Origin of the sequence: Streptomyces coeruleoprunus (genome assembly GCF_039542925.1) — a bacterium.
GTDB lineage: Bacteria > Actinomycetota > Actinomycetes > Streptomycetales > Streptomycetaceae > Streptomyces > Streptomyces coeruleoprunus.
In genome coordinates this window covers 6,035,206-6,055,402 of record NZ_BAABIT010000001.1, presented here as the reverse complement: position 1 = coordinate 6,055,402, position 20,197 = coordinate 6,035,206, and the positions used below count along the sequence as shown (strand labels likewise).

The following is a 20,197-nucleotide window of genomic DNA, read 5'->3' as shown; positions in this document are numbered from 1 at the left end:
TAGGGCTGTCTGCGCGTGCGTGGGGCGGCGGTACGGGGAAGAATACGCGCCGTGATCGTGGACTGCGCCATCTACCGGGACGGCCGCCGCCGTGAGGGCCCCACCGATGTCGTCGCCGCGCTGGAGCGGGCGAGGGACGCGGAGGACGCGTTCCTGTGGATCGGGCTGCACGAGCCGACGGCGCGGGAGTTCGACCGGGTCTCGGCCGAGTTCGGCCTGCATCCGCTGGCGGTGGAGGACGCGCTCAAGGCCCACCAGCGGCCCAAGCTGGAGGTGTACGACGACTCGCTGTTCCTGGTGCTGAAGCCGGTGCTGTACGACGCCGAGGCCGACGCGGTGTCGACGGGCGAGCTGATGGTCTTCGTCGGCGACTCGTTCGTGGTGACGGTCCGGCACGGCGAGGGGGCGCCGCTGGCGGCGGTGCGCGGGCGCCTGGAGTCGGACCCGGAGGTGCTGCGGCACGGGCCGACGTCGGTGCTGTACGCGATCAGTGACGCCGTGGTGGACCACTACATCGACGTGGCGGCGGAACTCCAGGTGGACATGGAGCAGCTGGAGGAGGACGTCTTCCGGCCGACCGGCGACGCCAAGGGCGACGCCAAGTACACGGCGTCGCGGATCTACACGTTCAAGCGGCAGGTGCTGGAGTTCCGGCGGGCGACCGGCCCGCTTGCCGCACCGATGGCGCGGCTCGCGGGCGCGGGTGTCCCGTTCGTCAGCGCGCGGGCCCAGCCGTTCTTCCGTGACGTGAGCGACCACCTGACACGTGTCGCCGAACAGGTCGAGGGCCTGGACCGCTTGCTTTCGGACATTCTTGCGGCGCACCTCGCCCAGATGGGCGTGCGGCAGAACGACGACATGCGGAAGATCTCGGCCTGGGCGGCCATGGTCGCCGTACCCACGATGGTCGCGGGCGTCTACGGGATGAACTTCACCCACATGCCGGAGCTGCACTGGGTGTGGTCGTACCCGGCCGTGGTCCTGCTGATGGTGGGTGCCGTCCTGGGGCTGCACCGCCTCTTCAAGCGGCGCGGCTGGCTCTAGGGAGCGGTCCGCTCAGAGGACCGGGGCCGGTTCGGCGGGCCCGCCGAGGGCGTCGAGGCGGGCGGGTGTGCTGAGGGTCACCATCCTGCGCCAGCCGCCGGCCCGCTCGTACGCGTACATGGCGCGGATGCCGGTGGCCAGGGCGGCGGACTTGGCTCGGGGCCACTTGAGGATGCGGCCCATGTGGCCCATGACGGCCAGGCTGACGTCCCGGTAGATGGCGATCTCGGCGAGTGCGGACTCGCGCAGCGTGTACTGGATGGTGCGGCCGTGTCCGGCGCGGGCGAGGCGCAGCAGCTCCTCGTGGCAGTACGCGAGGTGGTTGTCCTCGTCGTTGCAGATCATCCGGATGGCCTTGCCGACCTCGGGGTGGTCGCCGAAGTACTTGACGAGCATGTCCATCTGGTCGGCGGCCCGCTGCTCGGTGACACGGCTGTGCGAGAGGTAGCCGAGGATGTCCCGCTCGGTCAGCGGCGTGTCCCGGCGGAGCTTGTCGTGGGCGAGGCCGATGCCCTGCCGCTCCAGCAGCATCGTGTAGTCGGTCTCCGGCGGTACGGGGACGGGCTCCAGGCCGCGCTTCTTCAGCAGGGCGTTGAAGATCCGGCCGTGCTTGTCCTCGTCCGCCCCGTGCCGCGTGATCTTGGGCGCGAGGTCGCGAAGGGATTCGGGGACGAGCGCGGCGATCCGGGCGTTCTCCCAGCCTCCCTGGGCCTCGCCACTGGCCGCGATGGAACAGAACAGCTGGTAGGACTCGTCGTTGTCGACGATCTCCTGGAAAATGCTGCGGGCCGAGAGCATCGCTTCACCTCCACGTGTCGGCACGAGTCAAATGCCGAGGGGAGTGCGTGGCAACAGCTCACCGGCGTCGCTCCGCCGAACGGAGCAGCGTGCGCCCCGCGCGCCCCTGCCGCCGGTGCGTAACCGACCGGCCGGTGGCGCGTTGTGCTGCGTGACGGCCGTGGCGGGGATGACCCCGAGCCCCCACCACGGCCGCAGGCTTGTCCGGGGGGTGGCTACTCGACGAGGCCCGCGCGTTCCAGCGCCTCGGTGCCGGCCCGGAGGGCGGCGATCCGCTCGTCGAGGGTGAAGCCGGCCGGCGCGAGGGTGAGGGTGGTGACGCCGGCCGCCGCGTACGCCTGCATGCGGTCGGCGATGCGCTCGACGGAGCCGAGGAGCGTGGTCTGGTCGATGAGCTGGTGCGGTACGGCGGCCGCCGCGCCCGTCTTGTCGCCGGAGAGGTACTTGTCCTGGATCTCGGCGGCTTCCTTCTCGTAGCCCATGCGCCGGGCGAGCTGGTTGTAGAAGTTCTGCTTGCGGCTGCCCATGCCGCCGACGTAGAGCGCGGTGTACGGGCGGAAGGTGTCGGCGAGCGCGGTGATGTCGTCGCCGACGGCGAGCGGAACGGTCGGGCAGACGTCGAAGCCGTCCATGGTGAGCCCGGCCTTCTCGCGGCCCGCGCGGATGTGCCGGACGGCCGTGTCCTCCAGGTGCGCGGCGGAGGGGAAGATCAGCAGGGCGCCGTCGGCGATCTCGCCTGTCTGCTCCAGGTTCTTGGGGCCGATCGCGGCGATGTAGAGCGGGATGTGCTCGCGCTCGGGGTGGACGGTCAGCTTGATCGGCTTGCCGGGGCCGCCGGGGAGCGGGAGCGTCCAGTGCTCGCCCTCGTGGGTGAGGCGCTCGCGGGACATGGCCTTGCGGACGATCTCGACGTACTCGCGGGTGCGGGCCAGCGGCTTGTCGAACTTCACGCCGTACCAGCCCTCGGAGACCTGGGGTCCCGAGACGCCGAGGCCGAGGCGGAAGCGGCCGCCGGAGAGGGAGTCCAGGGTGGCGGCGGTCATCGCGGTCATCGCCGGCTGGCGGGCCGGGATCTGCATGATCGCGGAGCCGACGTCGATGGTCTCGGTCTGCGCGGCGACCCAGGACAGGACCGTGGGCGCGTCGGAGCCGTACGCCTCGGCGGCCCAGCAGACGTCGTAGCCGAGGCGGTCCGCCTCCTGGGCGACGGCGAGGTTGTCGCCGTCCATGCCCGCTCCCCAGTAGCCGAGGTTGATGCCGAGCCGCATAGCCGGTCCCCTTACGCGTTTACTGATCAGTAACGTCTCTGGTCAGCGGGACTCTAGCGCGCGTGCGGACGATCCGGCAGAGGGCCGCCCGCCGCGGCTTGTCCACAGGCTCTCTCCGCGTGGGCCCTTGGCCAGTAATCTCGCGCCCATGGAGCAGAGGCATCTCGGCCGTACCGGCCTGCGCGTGTCCCGGATCGGGCTGGGCACCCTGTCATGGGGCCGCGACACGGACGAGCACGAGGCCGCGGAGCTGTTGAAGGTGTTCTGGGAGGCCGGCGGGACACTGGTCGACACGGCGGACGTGTACGGCGGTGGCGAGGCCGAGTATCTGCTCGGGCAGCTGGTGGAGCGGGTGGTTCCGCGGCGGGACCTGGTGATCGTGACCAAGGCGGGCAGCGTGCCCGACCCGGACCCCGAGCGGCGGTTCGACGGGTCGCGGGGGCATCTGCTGGCCGCGCTGGACGCGTCGCTGGCCCGGCTGGGCACGGACTACGTGGACGTGTGGCAGGTCCACGCCTTCGACCCGTGGACGCCGCTGGAGGAGACGCTCCAGGCGCTGGACATAGCCGTGACCAGCGGGCGGGCCCGCTATGTGGGCGTGGCGAACTTCTGCGGCTGGCAGCTGGCGAAGGCGGCGACCTGGCAGCTCGCCGCGCCCGGGACGCGGGCCCGGCTCGCCGCCACGCAGATGGAGTACTCGCTGCTCCAGCGGGGCGTGGAGCGTGAGGTGCTGCCGGCGGCGCGGGACCTGGGCGTCGGGCTGCTGCCGTCGTCGCCGCTGGGCCGCGGTGTGCTGACGGGCAAGTACCGGAGCGGGATACCGGCCGGCTCGCGGGGCGCCTCCGAGCACATGGCCCCGTTCGTGGAGCCGTACCTGGACGAGGCGGCGCAGCGGATCGTGGAGGCGGTGACGACCGCGGCCGACGGGCTGGCGGTGACGCCTCTCCAGGTGGCGCTGGCGTGGGTGCGGGACCGCCCGGGCGTGGTGGCCCCGGTGGTCGGCGCGCGCACGGCGCAGCAGCTCAGGGCGGCGCTGTCAGTGGAAAGCCTTAACCTTCCGGACGAGATCTGCCAGGCGCTCGACGACGTGTCGGCGCCCGTGCACCGCTATCCCGATCAGGACTGGAGCACGCTGTGACCGCGCTTCCCCGGGGGGAGACCCCCGGCACCCCGGCCGCCGACGACCACACCACCCCCACTCCGGGGACGGACACCCCCGCCACACCCGGCACGCCCGGCGCGGCAGCGGACGTGGATCCGGCTGCGGGCCGCGAGGGCGACCAGGAGGCCGCGGGAGAGCAGCGCGCGAACGGAGAGAGGGACGGGGTCGTGGACGGCGAGGCGCCCGGCAAGGGCACTCCGAGCGGAGGCGCCCCGGACGGTATGGGCACGCCGACCGCCGACGGCGACGCTGCGGAAGCCGCAGGAACGCCGGACACGGCGGCCGATGGCGCGCCGACGGGCGACTCGGGCGACGCTTCGGAAGACGCCACGGGCAGCGGTTCCGCGGGGGCGGAGAGCTCGGGCGGTGAGGCCGCGGAGGGGGCGGGCTCCGGGGAGGTGTCGGAGGCCGAGGCCGAGTTGGCCGCGCAGCGGGAGCTGCGGGCGCGGATCGAGCGGCGCAAGGCCGAGAAGGGCGGGCCCATCGAGGCCGGCGGCAAGCTGAGCGGGCGGGCCGCCGATCTCCTCGCGGCCGTGCGGGCCGTGGAGAGCGGCAAGAAGCCGGACACCGCGCCGTACGAGTCGCCCGCGCCCGTCGCGCCGCCCCGGCGGCCGGCGCCCGCCCCCGCACCGGCTCGGCCGGCGGTGGTGCCGGCACCGGCGGTGCGGGCGGCCGCGCCGGAGACGGTCGCGGCGGTGCGGGCGGTGCTGGCCGAGGGCGGTGCGCCCGAGACGCTGGCCGTGCGGGTGGCGACGGCACTCGGCGAGTCGGCGGGCGATGTCCTGCGCGAGGACCCGTGGCAGCTCCTGACGGTGCCCGGGGTGCTGCCGGAGCAGGCGGACGGCTTCGCGCGGGCGCTGCTCGGCGCGGAGTGCGGTCCGGGCGACCCGCGCCGTACGGACGCGCTGGTGTGCTGGCTGTTGCAGCGCGCGGCTCTCCAGGGCCACACCGCGCTGGACGCCGCCGCGGTGCGGGCGGCGCTCGCCGAGCGGTCCGTGCCGGACGCGGAGGAGGCGGTGCGGCACGCCATCGCGGAGGGTGCCGTGCTGGTCTTCCACGACGGGCTGGACGAGGAGCAGGAGGAGTCCGCCGAGGCGGACGCCGAGCCCGTACCGGTGCTGGTGGGGCTCGACCGGTACGCGCTGGCCGAGGAGAGCCTGGCCGACGGGCTGGCCCGGCTGGCCAGGTCCGGGCCGGATCCGCGCTGGGAGGCCGCGCCCGCGTCGGAGCTGACGCGCGCGGTCGCGGCGCAGGGGCTGGTCGTGCACACGGGCGGCGAGGCGGCGCGGGCGGAGCCGGTGGCCCTGGCCCGGGCGGCACAGGCGCTGGGGCTGCGGGCGGTCGTCGCCACGCACGGCGAGAACGGCCGCCGCAGGCTGGGCGAGCAGGCCGCCGCGGTGACCGTCGCGGGGCTGCTGGCCGGGACGGCCGGTCCCGGCCGGGACGAGGAGGGGGCCTTCGCCCTCGACCTGCTGGTGGTGCTGGACGCGCCGCAGCTCGACGTCGAGACGGCGGCGATGGTGGTGGAGTCGGTGCCCGACGGCTGCCGGCTGGTGCTGAGCGGTGACCCGGCGGTGCTGGAGTCGGCGGGTGCGGGACGGGTGTTCGGCGATCTGCTGGCCGCGCGGGTGTGCCCGCAGGTCGCGTCGCGCACGCCGGACCCCGGGCCGATCGGGGAGCTGGTGTCCGGGATCGGCATCGGTGAGCTGAACCAGGTGGAGGCGCCGGGCCGCGAGGTCGTGATCGTGCCGGTGCGCGACGCGGGCGAGGCGGTGCACCGTACGGTGCAGCTGGTGGCCGACTCGGTGCCCAGGGCCCTCGGGGTGCCCGCCGAGCAGACCCAGGTGATCACGGTGGGGCACGGCGGCTCGGCCGGGACGCGCGCGCTGAACGCGGCGCTGAAGGAGCGCCTCAACCCGGGGCCGGGACGCTTCGGCGGGTTCGACCCGGGTGACCGGGTGGCGTACGCGGCGGCCCCGGGCCGTACGACGCAGGGCCGGGTGGTCTCGGCGGACGCGGAGGGGCTGCACCTGGAGTGCGAGGGCGAGCGGATCGCCGTGCCGCGCGACCGGGTCGAGTCGACCGTCCGGCCCGGCTGGGCGCTCACCGCGCACCAGGCGGCCGGTATGCGGTGGCCGGCGGCGGTGGTGGTGCTGCCGGGCGACGCGGCGCAGGGCCTGAGCCGGTCGTGGGTCTACACGGCGTTCAGCCGGGGCGAGCGGCACCTGTCGGTCGTCCACGGCGTGGACCAGGCCCTCGCCCGCGCCGTCGCCGAAGCCCCCGCGCAGCACCGCACCACCCGCCTGCGCTCCCTGCTGGAGGGCCTGCTGGCCACGCCGGAGGAGTAGCCCCCTGCCCCGCCCCTGCCCGAAACCGGGGGCGGGGTGGGAAAGATCCGCCGGACACCGCCCGGCCCGAGGCCCGTCGGGCCCGGGCAGGGCCCTCAGGGGGTCTCGCGGGATCTTCCCGCGGTGTCCTCCTCGTACAGCTCGTCCTCGTCGAAGACGGCACTGACGTCGAAGCGGCAGACGACCCGGCCGGGGTCGGCCTGGTCGAAGGGGGTGCTCAGCCACTCCCCCGGTTCGGGCAGCTCGTCCGCGGCGGCGACCCAGAGCGTGGAGTCGCCCTCTTCGAGGCCGAACTCCTTGTGGCGGGAGGCGATCTCGTCCGGTTCGTACTCGCCGAACAGCACGCCCAGCGCGGCGTGGATGCTCGTGCCCACCATGGCGGCGGTCTCGGACGTCTCGTCCTCGTCCTCCCGCTCGACGTCGGCGATCCGCTGTGCCTGGGCCAGGAGCCGCTGCGGCTCGGCCACGGCGTAGTCGCGGCGGATCAGTACGCTCAGCGCGTTCGGCTCCTCGGGCCCCGTGTACGGCGGGAGCGTGTCCTCCACGCCCGGGATCTCGAAGGGCGTGACCTCGTCGTACCTGTCGTAGAGCCGCTCGTCGTACGCCTCGGCCGCGGCGGCCAGGGCGTTGAAGGCGGCGTAGACGGCCGGGTCGTCGTCGCCGGTGCGGTTCTCGACCGCCTCCAGGTGACGGTCCAGTGCGGCTTTGACCGCCTCGGCGGCGGCGCGTACCTCGGCAGCGGTGGGCTGCGCAGCATCAGACATAGTGCAGACGCTATCCGTACGAGCCCCTTGCCCGCACAATAGATGCGATGCCGGAATACGAATTTGTCGACGTGTACGTACCGCGGGGGGTCTCTCGTAAGGAGGCGACCCGCCTGCTGACCGACCATGCCGAGTACGGGCACTGGGAGTTGGACCGACTGACCCTGCGCCGTGACGGGACCCGCAGGGTGCGGCTGAGGCGGCGCATCATCCGCCAGGTGCGCGCCACCTGGTGATCGCCGGGGGGCGAGGAACAACAGGACGGAGCGGGTCCCGCGGCTGCGGGGCCCGCTCCGTCGTGTGTACGGCCGGGTGCGGGGTGATTACGCGGACTGCCGGGCGCGACGGTAGAGGACCGTGCCGCCGAGGAGCAGGGCCGCGCCCGCCGGGGCCAGGATGCCGAGTGCGGTGGAGCCGGTGTGGGCCAGCTCGTCGGTGCCCTTCGGCGGGGTCAGCTTCTCGCCGCCCTGCGGGGACGGCTTGTTCGGCTCGATCGGCGAACCGGGCTCACCCGGGTTGCCCGGCGTGCCGGGCTTGCCGGGGGTTCCGGGCTTGCCGGGCTCACCCGGGTTACCGGGGTTCCCCGGGTTTCCAGGGTTTCCAGGGTTGCCGGGGTTACCAGGGTTTCCAGGGTTACCAGGGTTTCCAGGGTTACCGGGGTTCCCAGGGTTGCCCGGGTTCCCAGGGTTGCCGGGGTTGCCCGGGTTACCGGGGTTGCCGGGGTTCCCTGGGTTGCCCGGGTTGTGGCTGCCGTTGGCGCAGCTGTTGCCGAACGCCGGGTTGAGGCCGCCGACGACGTTGACGCTGTTGCCGCAGGCGTTCACCGGCACGTTGACCGGGGCCTGGACGTTGTTGCCGGACGCGACGCCCGGCGAGTTGCTGGTGGAGCCGTTCGCCTGCGCGCCGCTGGACTTGTTGGCGCACTTGTTGCCGAACGCGGGGTTGAGCGCCCCCACGACGTTCACGGTGTTGCCACAGGCGTTCACCGGCACGCTCACCGGGGCCTGGACGGAGTTGCCGGACGCGACGCCGGGGGAGTTGGCCGCTGCCCCGTTGGCTCCGGCACCGGTGGTGGCCTGGGCGTATCCGCCGCCGAGTGCGAGCACGCCGCCCGCCGCCGCCACGATGGTCAGGCCCTTGCGCGTGACCTGTCGCATAGCTTGTTCCTTGCCTTCTAGGCTTCCGAATGCCTCCGGGCACCTGACCAGGAGGCCGAATGCCCACCGGCCCCGGAACGCATGGCGTGCGCTCCGAGGCCGGCCGGGCTCAGACCCTCACCGGTCGTGAGGGTCGAGGCTCAGCGTCAGGTGCGAGCTCAGTGGTTGATGCAGACGTTGCCGAAGGCGGGGTTCAGCAGCCCGATGACGTTGACCGTGTTGCCGCAGGCGTTGATCGGCACGTGGACCGGCACCTGGACGACGTTGCCCGAGACGACGCCGGGGGATCCGACGGCCGCACCCTGGGCGCCCGCGTCGGCGACGGCCATGCCCGCGCCGGCCAGCACCAGACCGCCAGTGGCAGCCGCAGTCGCGACAACCTTCTTGATCATTATTCCTCCTTGTTGGCAATGCGGTCCCAGCCGCGGACCGCACCACCTGTAACGAGGGGGAGGGAACCGGGCTACGAGGCCGTGACCCCGTTCACCCTTTTCGGTCAGACGTGCACACGCGGTCGATTATTGGAGTGTCGTTTCAGCCGACTTTCAGCTCGTGATCCCGGCTCGGGCGGTCAGCCGGCGTCGATGAAACGGTCCAGCACGCGCACGCCGAACTTGAGGCCCTCCACCGGCACGCGCTCGTCCACGCCGTGGAACATGCCGGCGAAGTCCAGCTCCGGCGGCAGCTGGAGCGGGGCGAAGCCGAAGCAGCGGATGCCGAGGTCGTCGAAGGACTTGGCGTCGGTGCCGCCCGAGAGCATGTACGGCACGGCCCGGGCGATCGGGTCCTCCGCGCGCAGCGCCGTCTGCATGGCGTCCACCAGGGAGCCGTCGAAGCTGGTCTCCAGGGCCTTGTCCGCGTGGACGTCCTCCCGCTTCACGCGCGGGCCGAGCAGCCGGTCGAGGTCGGCCAGGAACTCCTCCTCGTACCCCGGCAGGAACCGTCCGTCGACATGGGCGGTGGCCTGGCCCGGGATGACGTTCACCTTGTACCCGGCGCCGAGCATCGTCGGGGCGGCGGAGTTGCGCAGCGTGGCGCCCACCATCTTGGCGATGCCGCCCAGCTTCGCGAGGGTCGTCTCCATGTCCTCCGGGTCGAGCGGGGTGCCGAGCGCGTCGGACAGCTCGTCCAGGAAGGACCGCACGGTCTTGGTGACCCTGACCGGCCACTTGTGCCGGCCGACGCGCGCCACGGCGTCGCACAGCTCGGTGATCGCGTTGTCGTCGTTGGTCATGGAGCCGTGGCCCGCCGTGCCGTCGACCGTGAGCCGCATCCAGTGCATGCCCTTCTGGGCCGTCTCCACGAGGTAGAGGCGCAGCTTCTCGTTGACCGTGAAGGAGAAGCCGCCGACCTCGCCGATCGCCTCCGTGACGCCCTCGAACAGGTCCGGGTGCTTGTCGACCAGGTGGCGCGCCCCGTACGTACCGCCCGCCTCCTCGTCGGCGAGGAACGCGAGGACGATGTCGCGCGGGGGCTTGCGGCCGCTGCGCAGCCGGTCGCGGACCACGGCGAGGGTCATGGCGTCCATGTCCTTCATGTCGACCGCGCCGCGGCCCCAGACGCAGCCGTCGGCGATCTCGCCGGAGAACGGGTGGTGTGTCCAGTCGGCGGCGTTGGCGGGGACGACGTCGGTGTGGCCGTGGATGAGCAGGGCCGGGCGGGAGGGGTCCTCACCCTCGATCCTGGCGACCGTGGAGGCCCTGCCCGGGTGGGATTCGATGATCCTCGGTTCCAGTCCGACCTCGGCGAGCTTCTCGGCCACGTACTCGGCCGCCGCGCGCTCCCCCGGGCCCGAGTGGTCGCCGTAGTTGCTGGTGTCGATCCGGATCAGCTCGCTGCAGAGGTCCACGACCTCGCTCTCGCCGGTGGTGCCGGTACCGGTCCTGGCCGGGTTCGACTCGCTCACGCTGGTTCCTCCCACGTCGGTGCTGGTGGTCCCCCACATCCTCCTCCCGACCGGTGCGGAGCCCAAGGGTGCGCCCAGGGGACCGGGGGCGTGATCGAGCACGCCGAATGTTTGCTATGGTTTTCCACGTCGGAACGGCCCAGGGCCGCGAGACAGACACCTTGTCCGGGTGGCGGAATGGCAGACGCGCTAGCTTGAGGTGCTAGTGCCCTTTATCGGGCGTGGGGGTTCAAGTCCCCCCTCGGACACCACACGGAGAGGCCGTTGTCGCGTTGGCGACAACGGCCTCTTCGCATGGGCGCCGCCTGCCGTCACGGGGCTGGCATAGGCTCGGCCGCACGATGAAGAACACTCTGGATCCGCTGGAGCCCAAGGCCGACAAGGCCACCGTGCGGCGGCACAACCTGAGTCTGGTACTGCGGGCCGTGCACGACGAGGGCGAGGCGACCCGGGCGGCGGTGGCGGCCCGGGTGGGGCTGACGCGCGCGGCGGTGTCGTCGCTGGTCGAGCAGTTGCTCGGGGGCGGGTTCCTCACCGAGTCGGGCAAGACGTTCAGCGGGCAGGCCGGGCGGCCCGGGACGGCGCTGCGGGTGGCGAGGACCGGGCCCGCCGGGCTGGGCGTCGAGATCAACATCGATTACGTGTCGGTGTGCGTCGTCGATCTGGCCGGGACCGACCGGGTGCGGCTGACCGAGCACCTGGACAACCGGGACGTACCGCCCGGTGAGGTGCTGGCCCGGGCGGCGCGGATCGCGGCGCGGACCCTGGAGTCGGCCGCCGAGCAGGAGCTGCGCCCCGCGGGGGTGCGGCTGGCGCTCCCCGGCCTCGTGTCCGGCGGGACCGTGCGCCAGGCGCCGAACCTGGGCTGGAACCGGGTGGCGGCGGAGGAGCTGTTCGGGCGGGCCCTCGGGGCGGTGCGGCCGGGGCCGGGGGACCTTCCGGTCGGCTCGGACAACGAGGCGAACGCGGCCGCGCTGGCCGAGCTGTGGTTCGGCGAGGGGGACGGGGCGCGGGCGCGCAGTTTCCTGTACCTGTCGGGCGAGATCGGGGTGGGCGGCGCGATCGTCGTCGACGGGGAGCTCCTGCGCGGTGCGCACGGCTTCGCCGGGGAGATCGGGCACGTCGTGGCGGACGCGGAGGGGCCCGAGTGCCGGTGCGGCTCGCGGGGGTGCCTGGAGCAGTACGCCGGGCAGGCGGCCCTGTTGCGGGGTGCCGGGGTCGACGAGCAGGGCGGGCTGCCGGGGGTCGCCGAGCTGGAGCGGCGGGCCGCCGCGGGGGACGCCCGGGCGGTGGCCGCGCTGGAGCGGGCCGGGCGGATGCTGGGTCTGGTGCTGTCGGGCGCGGTGAACCTGCTGGACCCGGACGCGGTGGTGCTGGGCGGGATCTACCGGCCGCTCATGCCGTGGCTGGGCGCGGCGGTTGACCGGGAGCTGGCGCTGCGGGTGGTGTCGGGGCTGTGGGTCGCGGGGGGTGGGCGGCTGCGGGCCTCGTCCTCGTCGGGTGACGCGGCGCGGGGCGCCGCCGCCCTCGTCGTACGGGATGTGATCGCCGATCCGGCGGGGTACGCGGAGCGGGTGGGCACCCCCTAGCAGCGGGGGTGCCCGGGGGCCGGGACGGCTAGCGGACGGCGAGCAGGTGGTCGAGGGCCAGCTGGTCGAGGCGTTCGAAGGCCATCGAGCGGGCCGCCGCGGCGGTGACGTCGAAGGTCTCGTACGCCGTCTCGTCGGCGAGGAGGGCGGCGAGGCCGTCCTCGGCCGTGGGGCGGGCCAGGTCGGGGAGGCGTGAGGCCGCCAGGGCCTCCTGGACCTCCGGGTCGGCGCGGAAGGCGGCGGCGCGCTCCTTGAGGACGAGGTAGTTGCGCATGCAGTTCTTCGCGGACTCCCACACGCCGTCGGAGCCGTCGGTGCGGACCGGCTTGAAGTCGAAGTGGCGCGGGCCCTCGTAGCCGGCGCTCTCCAGCAGGTCGACGAGCCAGAACGCCTGGCGCAGGTCGCCGGCGCCGAAGCGGAAGTCCTGGTCGTACTTGATGCCGGACTGGCCGTTGAGGTCGATGTGGAAGAGCTTGCCGGCCCACAGGGCCTGGGCGATGCCGTGCGGGAAGTTGAGGCCGGCCATCTGCTCGTGGCCCGTCTCGGGGTTCACGCCGACGAGTTCGGGGCGCTCCAGGCGCTCGATGAAGGCGAGCGCGTGGCCGATGGTGGGCAGGAGGATGTCGCCGCGCGGCTCGTTGGGCTTGGGCTCGATGGCGAAGCGCAGGTCGTAGCCCTGCTCGGTGACGTACTGGCCGAGGAGGTCGAACGCCTCCTTCATGCGGTCGAGGGCGACGCGGACGTCCTTGGCGGCGCCGGACTCGGCGCCCTCTCGGCCGCCCCAGGCGACGTAGATGCCGGCGCCGAGTTCGACGGCGAGGTCGATGTTGCGGAGGGTCTTGCGCAGGGCGTAGCGGCGGACGTCGCGGTCGTTGGCGGTGAAGGCGCCGTCCTTGAAGACGGGGTGCGTGAAGAGGTTGGTGGTGGCCATCGGCACCTTCATGCCGGTGCGGTCCAGGGCGTCGCGGAAGCGCTTGACGGCGGCCTCGCGCTCGGCGTCGGAGGAGCCGAAGGGGATGAGGTCGTCGTCGTGGAAGGTCACACCGTGCGCGCCGAGGGCGGCGAGGCGTTCGACCGATTCGACCGGGTCGAGGGCGGGGCGGGTGGCGGTGCCGAACGGGTCGGCGCCCTGCCAGCCCACGGTCCACAGGCCGAAGGTGAACTTGTCATCGGGGGTGGGGGTGAAGCGCTCCGGCATGGTGGGGTCCGTCCCTCGCTCGAGATTTGTTTGCTTTGATTACTAATAGCTCACGGAGGGGTTTCCGCCAAGGGGACGCGGCCGCCGAGAGCCTGGTGGCGGCTAATTTGTTTTGTGTACGATCAAAAAATGGACCCCGTTGTGATCGGCGTGGACAGCTCCACGCAGTCCACCAAGGCGGCCGTCGTGGACGCCGCATCAGGCCGCCTACTGGCCGTGGGCCGTGCCCCGCACACCGTCACGGGGCTCGGCGGAGCCCGCGAGAGCGACCCGGAGCAGTGGTGGACGGCCCTCGCGGAGGCCGTCGCCGCAGGGCTGAAGGAGGCCGGGGCCGAGCCGGCCGCGGTCGGCGGCCTCGCGGTCGCCGGCCAGCAGCACGGGCTGGTCGTCCTCGACGCCGTCGGGCGCCCGCTGCGCCCCGCCCTCCTGTGGAACGACACGCGCAGCGCGCCCCAGGCCGCCGCCCTCACCGCCGCGCTCGGCGCCCGGGGCTGGCTGGAGCGCACGGGCTCCGTCCCGGTGGCGTCCATGACCGCCGCCAAGTGGCGGTGGCTGCGCGAGCACGAGCCGCGCACCGCCGAGGCCGCCGTCGCCGTGCGCCTCCCCCACGACTTCCTGACCGAGCGGCTGACCGGCACCGCGGTCACCGACCCCGGTGACGCCTCCGGCACGTGCTGGTACGACACGGCCGCCGGCGCCTACGACTCCGGGCTCCTCGACCTGATCGGGCTCGACGCCGCGCTGCTCCCGGACCTGGCGCCGACGGGCGCCGCCCGGGCCGGCACCCTGACCGCGCCGGCCGCCGAGGCGCTGGGGCTGCCCGCCGGGATCCCCGTCGCGGCCGGGACCGGCGACAACATGGCGGCCGCCGTGGGGCTCGGCCTGGGCGCGCGGGGCCTGCTCGACCACCCGGTCCTCTCGCTCGGCACGTCCGGCACCGTGTTCGCGGCCACCCGCACCCGCCCGGCGACGGCCGCGCTCGCCGGGTTCGCCGCCACCGACACCCCCGGCACGTACCTGCCGCTGGGCTGCACGCTGAACTGCACGCTCGCGGTGGACAAGGTGGCCGCGCTGCTGGGCCTCGACCGCGACGACGCCGCGCCCGGCGGGGAGACCGTCCTCCTGCCGTACCTCGACGGGGAGCGCACCCCGGACCTGCCGGGCGCCTCCGGGCTGCTGACCGGGCTGCGGCACTCCACCACCCCGCAGCAGCTGCTCGGCGCCGCCTACGAGGGGGCGGTGTTCACCCTGCTGCGCGCCCTGGACGAGCTGCCGGGCGCCGACGGCTCCGCGCCGATCCGGCTGATCGGGGGCGGCGCCCGCGGCCGCACCTGGGTGGAGACCGTGCGCCGGCTGTCGGGGCGGGCCGTCGTCCTGCCCCGCTCCACGGAACTCGTCGCCCTCGGTGCCGCCGCGCTGGCGGCGGGCGCCGCCGCGGGGGACGATCCCGTGGGCATCGCGACCGCCTGGGGCACGGGTGACGGCGAGACGCTGCCGCCGGCCCACCAGGACCATGCCGCGGCGGCACGGATCGCGTCCGTGCTCGACCGTGCCGCTCCCGCTCTCCTCACCACACAGGGACATCGATGAAGTTCACCGACGGCTTCTGGCTGATGCGTGACGGCGTGCGCGCCTCGTACGCCACCGAAGTGCGCGATCTGCACGTCAGCGACGACCACTTCACCGCGTACGCCGCGGTCAGGCGGGTCGAGCACCGGGGGCACACGCTCAACTCGCCGCTGCTCACCGTGGAGTGCTTCTCCCCCGCCGAGGGCGTGATCGGCATCCGCACCACGCACCACGCCGGGAAGGCGGACCGGGGCCCGTACTTCGCGCTGCCCGGCGCCGGCACGGGCGGCGGCGGCTTCGCCAGGACCCGGCGGGACGGCTCGGTGACCGAGCTGACCAGCGGGCCGCTGAGCGTACGGCTCGACCGGGACGGGCCGTGGGGGCTGACGTTCCTGGACGCGGACAGGCGGCGGCTGACCGCGGTGGAGTCGAAGGGCACGGCGTTCGTCGTGGACGCCGAGGGGGCGCACCACATGGTGGCCCAGCTGGCGCTGGGCATCGGCGAGAACGTCTACGGGCTGGGCGAGCGGTTCACGCCGTACGTGAAGAACGGCCAGACCGTGGACATCTGGCAGGCGGACGGCGGCACGAGCAGCGAGCAGGCGTACAAGAACGTCCCGTTCCACCTGTCGTCGCGGGGCTACGGCGTCTTCGTCAACCACCCGGGCCGGGTGTCGTACGAGATCGGCTCGGAGTCGGTCGGGCAGGTGCAGTTCAGCGTCGAGGACCAGTCGCTGGAGTTCTACGTGGTGGCCGGGCCGACGCCCAAGGAGGTGCTGGCCCGGTACACGGCGCTGACGGGGCGGCCCGCGCTGCCGCCGGCGTGGTCGTTCGGGCTGTGGCTGACGACGTCGTTCTGCACCTCGTACGACGAGGAGACCGTCACGTCGTTCGTGGACGGCATGGCGGAGCGGAACATCCCGCTGTCGGTGTTCCACTTCGACTGCTTCTGGATGCGCGGGTACCAGTGGTCGGACTTCCAGTGGGACCCGGAGACCTTCCCCGACCCGGAGGGCATGCTGGCCCGGCTCAAGGAGCGCGGGCTGCGGATCAGCATGTGGATCAACCCGTACATCGCGCAGAAGTCGACGCTGTTCGCGGAGGGTGCGGCCCTGGGCCATCTGGTGAAGCGGCCGGACGGCGACATCTGGCAGTGGGACCTGTGGCAGGCCGGGATGGCGCTGGTGGACTTCACCAGCCCGGAGGCGCGGGCGTGGTTCCAGGCGAAGCTGAAGGTGCTGCTGGACCAGGGCGTCGACTGCTTCAAGACCGACTTCGGCGAGCGCGTGCCGACCGATGTGGTGTGGCACGACGGCTCCGACCCGGAGCGGATGCACAACTACTACACGCAGTTGTACAACCAGTGCGTCTTCGAGCTGCTGGAGAAGGAGCGGGGGCACGGCGAGGCGGTGCTGTTCGCGCGGTCGGCGACCGCGGGCGGGCAGCGGTTCCCGGTGCACTGGGGCGGTGACTGCTTCGCGTCGTTCGAGGCGATGGCCGAGTCGCTGCGGGGCGGCCTGTCGCTGAGCCTGTCGGGGTTCGGGTTCTGGAGCCATGACATCGGCGGGTTCGAGGGGACGCCCGACCCGGAGGTGTTCAAGCGGTGGCTGGCCTTCGGGCTGCTGTCGTCGCACAGCCGGCTGCACGGGAACATGTCGTACCGCGTGCCGTGGGAGTTCGGCGAGGAGGCGGTGGAGGTCGCCCGGCAGTTCACCGAGCTGAAGCACCGGCTGATGCCCTACCTGTACGGCGCGGCCGTGGAGGCGCACCGGACCGGTGTGCCGCTGATGCGGCCGATGCTGCTGGAGTTCCCGGACGACCCCGGGTGCCGGGCGCTGGACCGGCAGTACATGCTCGGGCCCGACCTGCTGGTCGCGCCGGTCTTCTCGGCGGACGGGGACGTCGAGTTCTACGTCCCGGCGGGGACCTGGACACATCTGCTGACCGGGGAGACCGTGACCGGGCCCGTGTGGCGGCGCGAGACGCACGGCTTCGACAGCCTGCCGCTGTACGTGCGGCCCGGCGCGGTGCTGCCGCTGGGCGCGGACGACCAGCGGCCGGACGGCGACTGGCTGGAGGGGCTGACGCTGCTGGTCCAGCCGGACGCGGACGGGGCGGTCGTGACGGTGCCGGATCATTCGGGCGCGGTGGCGGCGACGTTCACGGTGGTGCGGGACGGGGGCGCTGTGCGCGTGGTCGCGAGCGGGACGGACCGGGCGTTCCGGGTGCGGGTCGTGGGGGCCGGGTCGGGGCGGGGGGTGGGGGAGGTCGTGGTGCCACTCCGGTGAGGCGCGATCCCGGAGCGGAACGGCCGGCCGGCGGCGCGGGCGGCGGCTCGGCCGGCGACGGGACGGCGGGGGCGGCCCGGAGCGGCGGGGGGACGGCGGGGCGGCCCGGAGCGGCGGGGGCGGCCCGGAGGCCGGATGGCGGGGCGGCCCGGAGCGGCGGCTCGCCGGCGACCGGACGGCGGCCCGGCCGGCGACGGGACGGCGGGGGCGGCCCGGAGCGGCGGGGGGACGGCGGGGCGGCCCGGAGCGGCGGGGGCGGCCCGGAGCTGGACGGCGGGGCGGCCCGGAGCGGCGGCTCGCCGGCGACCGGACGGCGGCCCGGCCGGCGACGGGACGGCCCTAGAGCGGCGGGGGCGGCCCGGAGGCCGGACGGCGGGACGGCTCGGGGCGGCGGGGGATCGGCCGGCGGCGGGGCGGCTCGGAGCGGCGGGGGCGGCTCGGAGTGGCGGGGGATCGGCCTCGTACTGTGGGGGCGTGGGACGACGTCGAGTGAAGACGCCCGGGGCGCCGTTGGCGCAGCGGGACGGGGTGGACGCGGTGCGGCTGCGGCTGCCCGCCGATCCGGGCGGGGCGTGGGCGACCGTGCGGGACCACCTCGCCGAGCGGTACGCGGGGGCCATCGGGGTCGACCGGGTCGACGCGATGCTCGCCGAGGGCGGGTTCGTCGGCGCGGACGGGCGGCCGGTCGCGGGGGGCGAGCCGTACGCCGCCGGGCGGTACCTGTGGTTCCACCGGGAGTTCCCGCCGGAGGAGCCGGTGCCGTTCGAGGTGGGGATCGTCCACCGGGACGAGCGGATCGTGGTCGCGGACAAGCCGCACTTCCTGGCGACGACGCCGCGCGGGCGCCATGTGACCGAGACGGCGCTGGCGCGGCTGCGGCGCGAGCTGGGGCTGCCGCTGCTGCAGCCCGCGCACCGGCTGGACCGGCTGACGGCGGGCCTGGCGCTGTTCGTCGTGCGGCCGGAGGACCGGGGGGCGTACCAGACGCTGTTCCGCGACCGGCGGGTGCACAAGGAGTACGAGGCGGTGGCGCCGTACGACCCGGGGCTGGCCCTGCCGGTGACCGTGCGCAGCCGGATCGTGAAGGAGCGCGGCGTCGTGGCCGCGTACGAGGTGCCCGGCGGCGAGCCGAACAGCGAGAGCCGGATCGAGCTGCTGGAGCGGCGGGGCGGCCTCGCCCGCTACCGGCTGGTCCCGCACACCGGCCGCACCCATCAGCTGCGGGTCCACATGAACGGCCTCGGCGTGCCGATCCTGAACGACCCGGTGTACCCGGTCGTCCGGGAGGACGGCCCCGAGGACTACGCGCGGCCGCTCCAGCTGCTGGCGCGGGCGCTGGAGTTCCCCGACCCGGCGACCGGGGAGCCGCGGCGGTTCGAGAGCCGGCTGCGGCTGGACGGCCTGGACGGCTGAGACGTTCGTACGGGGAAGCCCCCGCCGGTTGGGGCCGGCGGGGGCTTCAGGGGTGAGGCTTCCGTACGGGTCAGGCGTCCTGGTGGCCGGCCGACAGCGCGGCGACGCGCTTGCGGACCAGGAACCAGCCGCCGACCAGCAGGGCGGCGATGACCGGCACGCAGGCGACGGTCGTACGGCCGACGCCGCCGCCGATCCACATCAGGACCAGCACCGAGGCGAGGAACACCAGCGTGAGGATCTGCGTGAAGGGCGCCCACGGCAGCTGGTAGGACGGCCGCGTGACCTTGCCCTCCTTGGCCCGCCACCAGAACAGCAGCGAGCAGATCATGATCATGCCCCAGGTGCCGAGGATGCCGATGGAGGCGAAGTTGAGCACCAGCTCGAAGGCCTCGCCGGGCATCACGTAGTTGAGGCCGACGCCCAGGACGCCGAAGGCGGCGGTGAGCAGGATGCCGCCGTAGGGCACCTGGCCCTTGTTCATGCGGGCGGTGAACTTGGGGGCCGAGCCGGCCATCGCCATGGAGCGCAGGATGCGCCCGGTGGAGTACAGGCCGGAGTTCAGGCTGGACAGCGCCGCGGTGAGCACGACCAGGTTCATCACACCGGCGGTGCCGGGGATGCCGAGCTTGTCGAAGACCGTCACGAAGGGGCTCTGGTCGCCGGAGTAGGCGGTGTACGGCAGGAGCAGCGCCAGCAGGACGACGGAGCCGACGTAGAAGAGGCCCACGCGCCACATGATCGAGTTGATCGCCTTCGGCATGATCTTCTCGGGGTTCTCGGTCTCACCGGCGGCGACGCCGCACAGCTCGACGGAGGCGTAGGCGAAGACGACGCCCTGGACGACCAGGAGCATGGGCAGCATGCCGAGCGGGAAGATGCCGCCGTTGTCCATGACGGTGTGCAGGCCCGGGGTGTGACCGCCGACGTCGTGCGAGGTGGCCACCAGGTAGATGCCGACGCACATGAAGATCACCAGGGCGGCGACCTTGACGATGGCGAACCAGAACTCCATCTCGCCGAAGTACTTCACCGAGATGAGGTTGGCGGCGAGCACCACGGCCAGGGCGATCAGCGCGAGGATCCACTGCGGGATGTCGCTGAACATGGCCCAGAAGTGGGCGTAGGTGGCGGCCGCGGTGATGTCGGCGACGGCGGTGGTCGACCAGTTCAGGAAGTACAGCCAGCCGGCGGTGTAGGCGCCCTTCTCACCCATGAACTCACGGGCGTAGCTGACGAAGGCGCCGGAGGACGGGCGGTAGAGGACCAGCTCGCCGAGCGCGCGGACCACGAAGAAGGCGAAGACGCCGCAGACGGCGTAGGCGATGGCGAGGGAGGGGCCGGCGCCCGCGAGGCGGCCGCCCGCACCGAGGAAGAGTCCCGTACCGATCGCGCCACCGATCGCGATCATGTTGATGTGGCGGGACTTGAGGTCCTTGCTGTATCCGGCGTCACCGGCGTCGATGTGGGCGGAACCCTGGGCGGCCGGGGTACCGGCAACGCTCTCGGCCGTGGCCGCGGACAGCGGGCGGTCGCTCATGTAGATGTCGCCTTTGTGAGGGGGATCGTGACTGGCGCCCGCCGGTCGGGAGGTATGGGGGTGGGTCTCCTCGGAAGGGCGGCCAGTGGCACATCGTCACAGGACAGGGGCTTCTTGGCTGTGGCCTATGTCACCTCAAGCGCATGTAAGAGC

At 73.4% G+C, this 20,197-nt stretch carries 16 protein-coding genes and 1 tRNA gene; 9 read left to right on the top strand and 8 right to left on the bottom strand.

Translation table 11 applies throughout. The features are described 5' to 3' along the window. Positions 1-42: 42 nt before the first annotated feature. Positions 43-1,044: a magnesium/cobalt transporter CorA gene (gene corA, locus ABEB09_RS27110; protein WP_345694106.1), complete on the top strand. Its 1,002-nt coding sequence runs from the start codon at positions 43-45 to the stop codon at positions 1,042-1,044. A 12-nt stretch (positions 1,045-1,056) separates the two neighbouring features. On the opposite strand, the gene ABEB09_RS27105 is transcribed toward corA, so the two are convergent. Both ABEB09_RS27105 and ABEB09_RS27100 read right to left on the bottom strand, forming a co-directional pair. Continuing rightward, positions 1,057-1,842: a ferritin-like domain-containing protein gene (locus ABEB09_RS27105; RefSeq protein ID WP_345692533.1), complete on the bottom strand. Its 786-nt coding sequence runs from the start codon at positions 1,840-1,842 to the stop codon at positions 1,057-1,059. Between the two features lie 215 nt (positions 1,843-2,057). After that, positions 2,058-3,110 (bottom strand): LLM class F420-dependent oxidoreductase, encoded by a 1,053-nt coding sequence (locus tag ABEB09_RS27100; RefSeq protein ID WP_345692532.1) that lies wholly within the window; start codon positions 3,108-3,110, stop codon positions 2,058-2,060. A gap of 148 nt (positions 3,111-3,258) precedes the next feature. Here ABEB09_RS27100 and ABEB09_RS27095 point away from each other — a divergent pair, with 148 nt between their 5' ends. Together ABEB09_RS27095 and ABEB09_RS27090 are read left to right on the top strand one after the other, a co-directional pair. After that, the gene (locus tag ABEB09_RS27095; protein WP_345692531.1) at positions 3,259-4,248 is read left to right on the top strand and encodes an aldo/keto reductase; all 990 of its coding nucleotides are present in this window, start codon (positions 3,259-3,261) and stop codon (positions 4,246-4,248) included. Further along, positions 4,245-6,620: a helix-hairpin-helix domain-containing protein gene (locus ABEB09_RS27090; protein WP_345692530.1), complete on the top strand. Its 2,376-nt coding sequence runs from the start codon at positions 4,245-4,247 to the stop codon at positions 6,618-6,620. Before ABEB09_RS27095 ends, ABEB09_RS27090 begins: the two co-directional genes overlap by 4 nt. Positions 6,621-6,715: 95 nt before the next feature. On the opposite strand, the gene ABEB09_RS27085 is transcribed toward ABEB09_RS27090, so the two are convergent. Then, complete coding sequence (locus ABEB09_RS27085; RefSeq protein ID WP_345692529.1) at positions 6,716-7,384, bottom strand: hypothetical protein; 669 nt, start codon at positions 7,382-7,384, stop codon at positions 6,716-6,718. Positions 7,385-7,431: 47 nt separating this feature from the next. Here ABEB09_RS27085 and ABEB09_RS27080 point away from each other — a divergent pair, with 47 nt between their 5' ends. Further along, entirely contained in the window at positions 7,432-7,620 is a 189-nt protein-coding gene (locus ABEB09_RS27080; protein WP_345692528.1) for a DUF5703 family protein, read from the top strand. Between the two features lie 87 nt (positions 7,621-7,707). Here ABEB09_RS27080 and ABEB09_RS27075 read toward each other — a convergent pair whose 3' ends face one another. The 3 genes from ABEB09_RS27075 to ABEB09_RS27065 all read right to left on the bottom strand — a co-directional run bounded on the left by ABEB09_RS27075 (position 7,708) and on the right by ABEB09_RS27065 (position 10,447). Beyond that, positions 7,708-8,541 carry a chaplin gene (locus ABEB09_RS27075; RefSeq protein ID WP_345692527.1) on the bottom strand — a complete coding sequence of 278 codons (834 nt, stop codon included), beginning with the start codon at positions 8,539-8,541 and terminating at the stop codon, positions 7,708-7,710. A gap of 158 nt (positions 8,542-8,699) precedes the next feature. Then, on the bottom strand, positions 8,700-8,933 hold the full coding sequence (chpH, locus tag ABEB09_RS27070; RefSeq protein ID WP_345692526.1) for a chaplin ChpH: 234 nt from the start codon (positions 8,931-8,933) through the stop codon (positions 8,700-8,702). 179 nt (positions 8,934-9,112) lie between these two features. Continuing rightward, positions 9,113-10,447: a M20/M25/M40 family metallo-hydrolase gene (locus tag ABEB09_RS27065; RefSeq protein ID WP_345692525.1), complete on the bottom strand. Its 1,335-nt coding sequence runs from the start codon at positions 10,445-10,447 to the stop codon at positions 9,113-9,115. A 163-nt stretch (positions 10,448-10,610) separates the two neighbouring features. Here ABEB09_RS27065 and ABEB09_RS27060 point away from each other — a divergent pair. Beyond that, positions 10,611-10,698, top strand: a tRNA-Leu gene (locus tag ABEB09_RS27060). A 90-nt stretch (positions 10,699-10,788) separates the two neighbouring features. Next, entirely contained in the window at positions 10,789-12,036 is a 1,248-nt protein-coding gene (locus tag ABEB09_RS27055) for an ROK family protein (RefSeq protein WP_345692524.1), read from the top strand. 28 nt (positions 12,037-12,064) lie between these two features. Here ABEB09_RS27055 and xylA read toward each other — a convergent pair whose 3' ends face one another. Further along, on the bottom strand, positions 12,065-13,234 hold the full coding sequence (xylA, locus tag ABEB09_RS27050; RefSeq protein WP_345692523.1) for a xylose isomerase: 1,170 nt from the start codon (positions 13,232-13,234) through the stop codon (positions 12,065-12,067). A 129-nt stretch (positions 13,235-13,363) separates the two neighbouring features. On the opposite strand from xylA, the gene xylB reads away from it, so the two are divergent. From xylB to ABEB09_RS27035, 3 genes are all read left to right on the top strand, one after another. After that, a complete protein-coding gene (gene xylB, locus ABEB09_RS27045) occupies positions 13,364-14,824 on the top strand; it encodes a xylulokinase (RefSeq protein WP_345692522.1) in 1,461 nt (486 codons plus the stop codon). Next, positions 14,821-17,091, top strand: coding sequence for an alpha-xylosidase (gene yicI, locus ABEB09_RS27040; RefSeq protein ID WP_345692521.1), 2,271 nt, complete (start codon positions 14,821-14,823; stop codon positions 17,089-17,091). The genes xylB and yicI overlap by 4 nt, the downstream gene beginning before the upstream one ends. A 474-nt stretch (positions 17,092-17,565) precedes the next feature. Next, a complete protein-coding gene (locus ABEB09_RS27035; protein ID WP_345692520.1) occupies positions 17,566-18,504 on the top strand; it encodes an RluA family pseudouridine synthase in 939 nt (312 codons plus the stop codon). Between the two features lie 70 nt (positions 18,505-18,574). Here ABEB09_RS27035 and ABEB09_RS27030 read toward each other — a convergent pair whose 3' ends face one another. Beyond that, positions 18,575-20,044, bottom strand: a complete 1,470-nt coding sequence (locus ABEB09_RS27030; RefSeq protein WP_345692519.1) for an amino acid permease — start codon at positions 20,042-20,044, stop codon at positions 18,575-18,577. Positions 20,045-20,197 lie beyond the last annotated feature (153 nt).

What these genes read in the sequence shown, in the direction of transcription:
- ABEB09_RS27100 (WP_345692532.1), bottom strand. Translation starts at nt 3,110, where the DNA reads ATGCGGCTCGGCATCAACCTCGGCTACTGGGGAGCGGGCATGGACGGC.
- chpH (WP_345692526.1), bottom strand. Translation starts at nt 8,933, where the DNA reads ATGATCAAGAAGGTTGTCGCGACTGCGGCTGCCACTGGCGGTCTGGTG.
- ABEB09_RS27095 (WP_345692531.1), top strand. Translation starts at nt 3,259, where the DNA reads ATGGAGCAGAGGCATCTCGGCCGTACCGGCCTGCGCGTGTCCCGGATC.
- ABEB09_RS27030 (WP_345692519.1), bottom strand. Translation starts at nt 20,044, where the DNA reads ATGAGCGACCGCCCGCTGTCCGCGGCCACGGCCGAGAGCGTTGCCGGT.
- xylB (WP_345692522.1), top strand. Translation starts at nt 13,364, where the DNA reads ATGGACCCCGTTGTGATCGGCGTGGACAGCTCCACGCAGTCCACCAAG.
- ABEB09_RS27105 (WP_345692533.1), bottom strand. Translation starts at nt 1,842, where the DNA reads ATGCTCTCGGCCCGCAGCATTTTCCAGGAGATCGTCGACAACGACGAG.
- ABEB09_RS27080 (WP_345692528.1), top strand. Translation starts at nt 7,432, where the DNA reads ATGCCGGAATACGAATTTGTCGACGTGTACGTACCGCGGGGGGTCTCT.
- ABEB09_RS27085 (WP_345692529.1), bottom strand. Translation starts at nt 7,384, where the DNA reads ATGTCTGATGCTGCGCAGCCCACCGCTGCCGAGGTACGCGCCGCCGCC.
- yicI (WP_345692521.1), top strand. Translation starts at nt 14,821, where the DNA reads ATGAAGTTCACCGACGGCTTCTGGCTGATGCGTGACGGCGTGCGCGCC.
- xylA (WP_345692523.1), bottom strand. Translation starts at nt 13,234, where the DNA reads ATGCCGGAGCGCTTCACCCCCACCCCCGATGACAAGTTCACCTTCGGC.
- ABEB09_RS27075 (WP_345692527.1), bottom strand. Translation starts at nt 8,541, where the DNA reads ATGCGACAGGTCACGCGCAAGGGCCTGACCATCGTGGCGGCGGCGGGC.
- ABEB09_RS27055 (WP_345692524.1), top strand. Translation starts at nt 10,789, where the DNA reads ATGAAGAACACTCTGGATCCGCTGGAGCCCAAGGCCGACAAGGCCACC.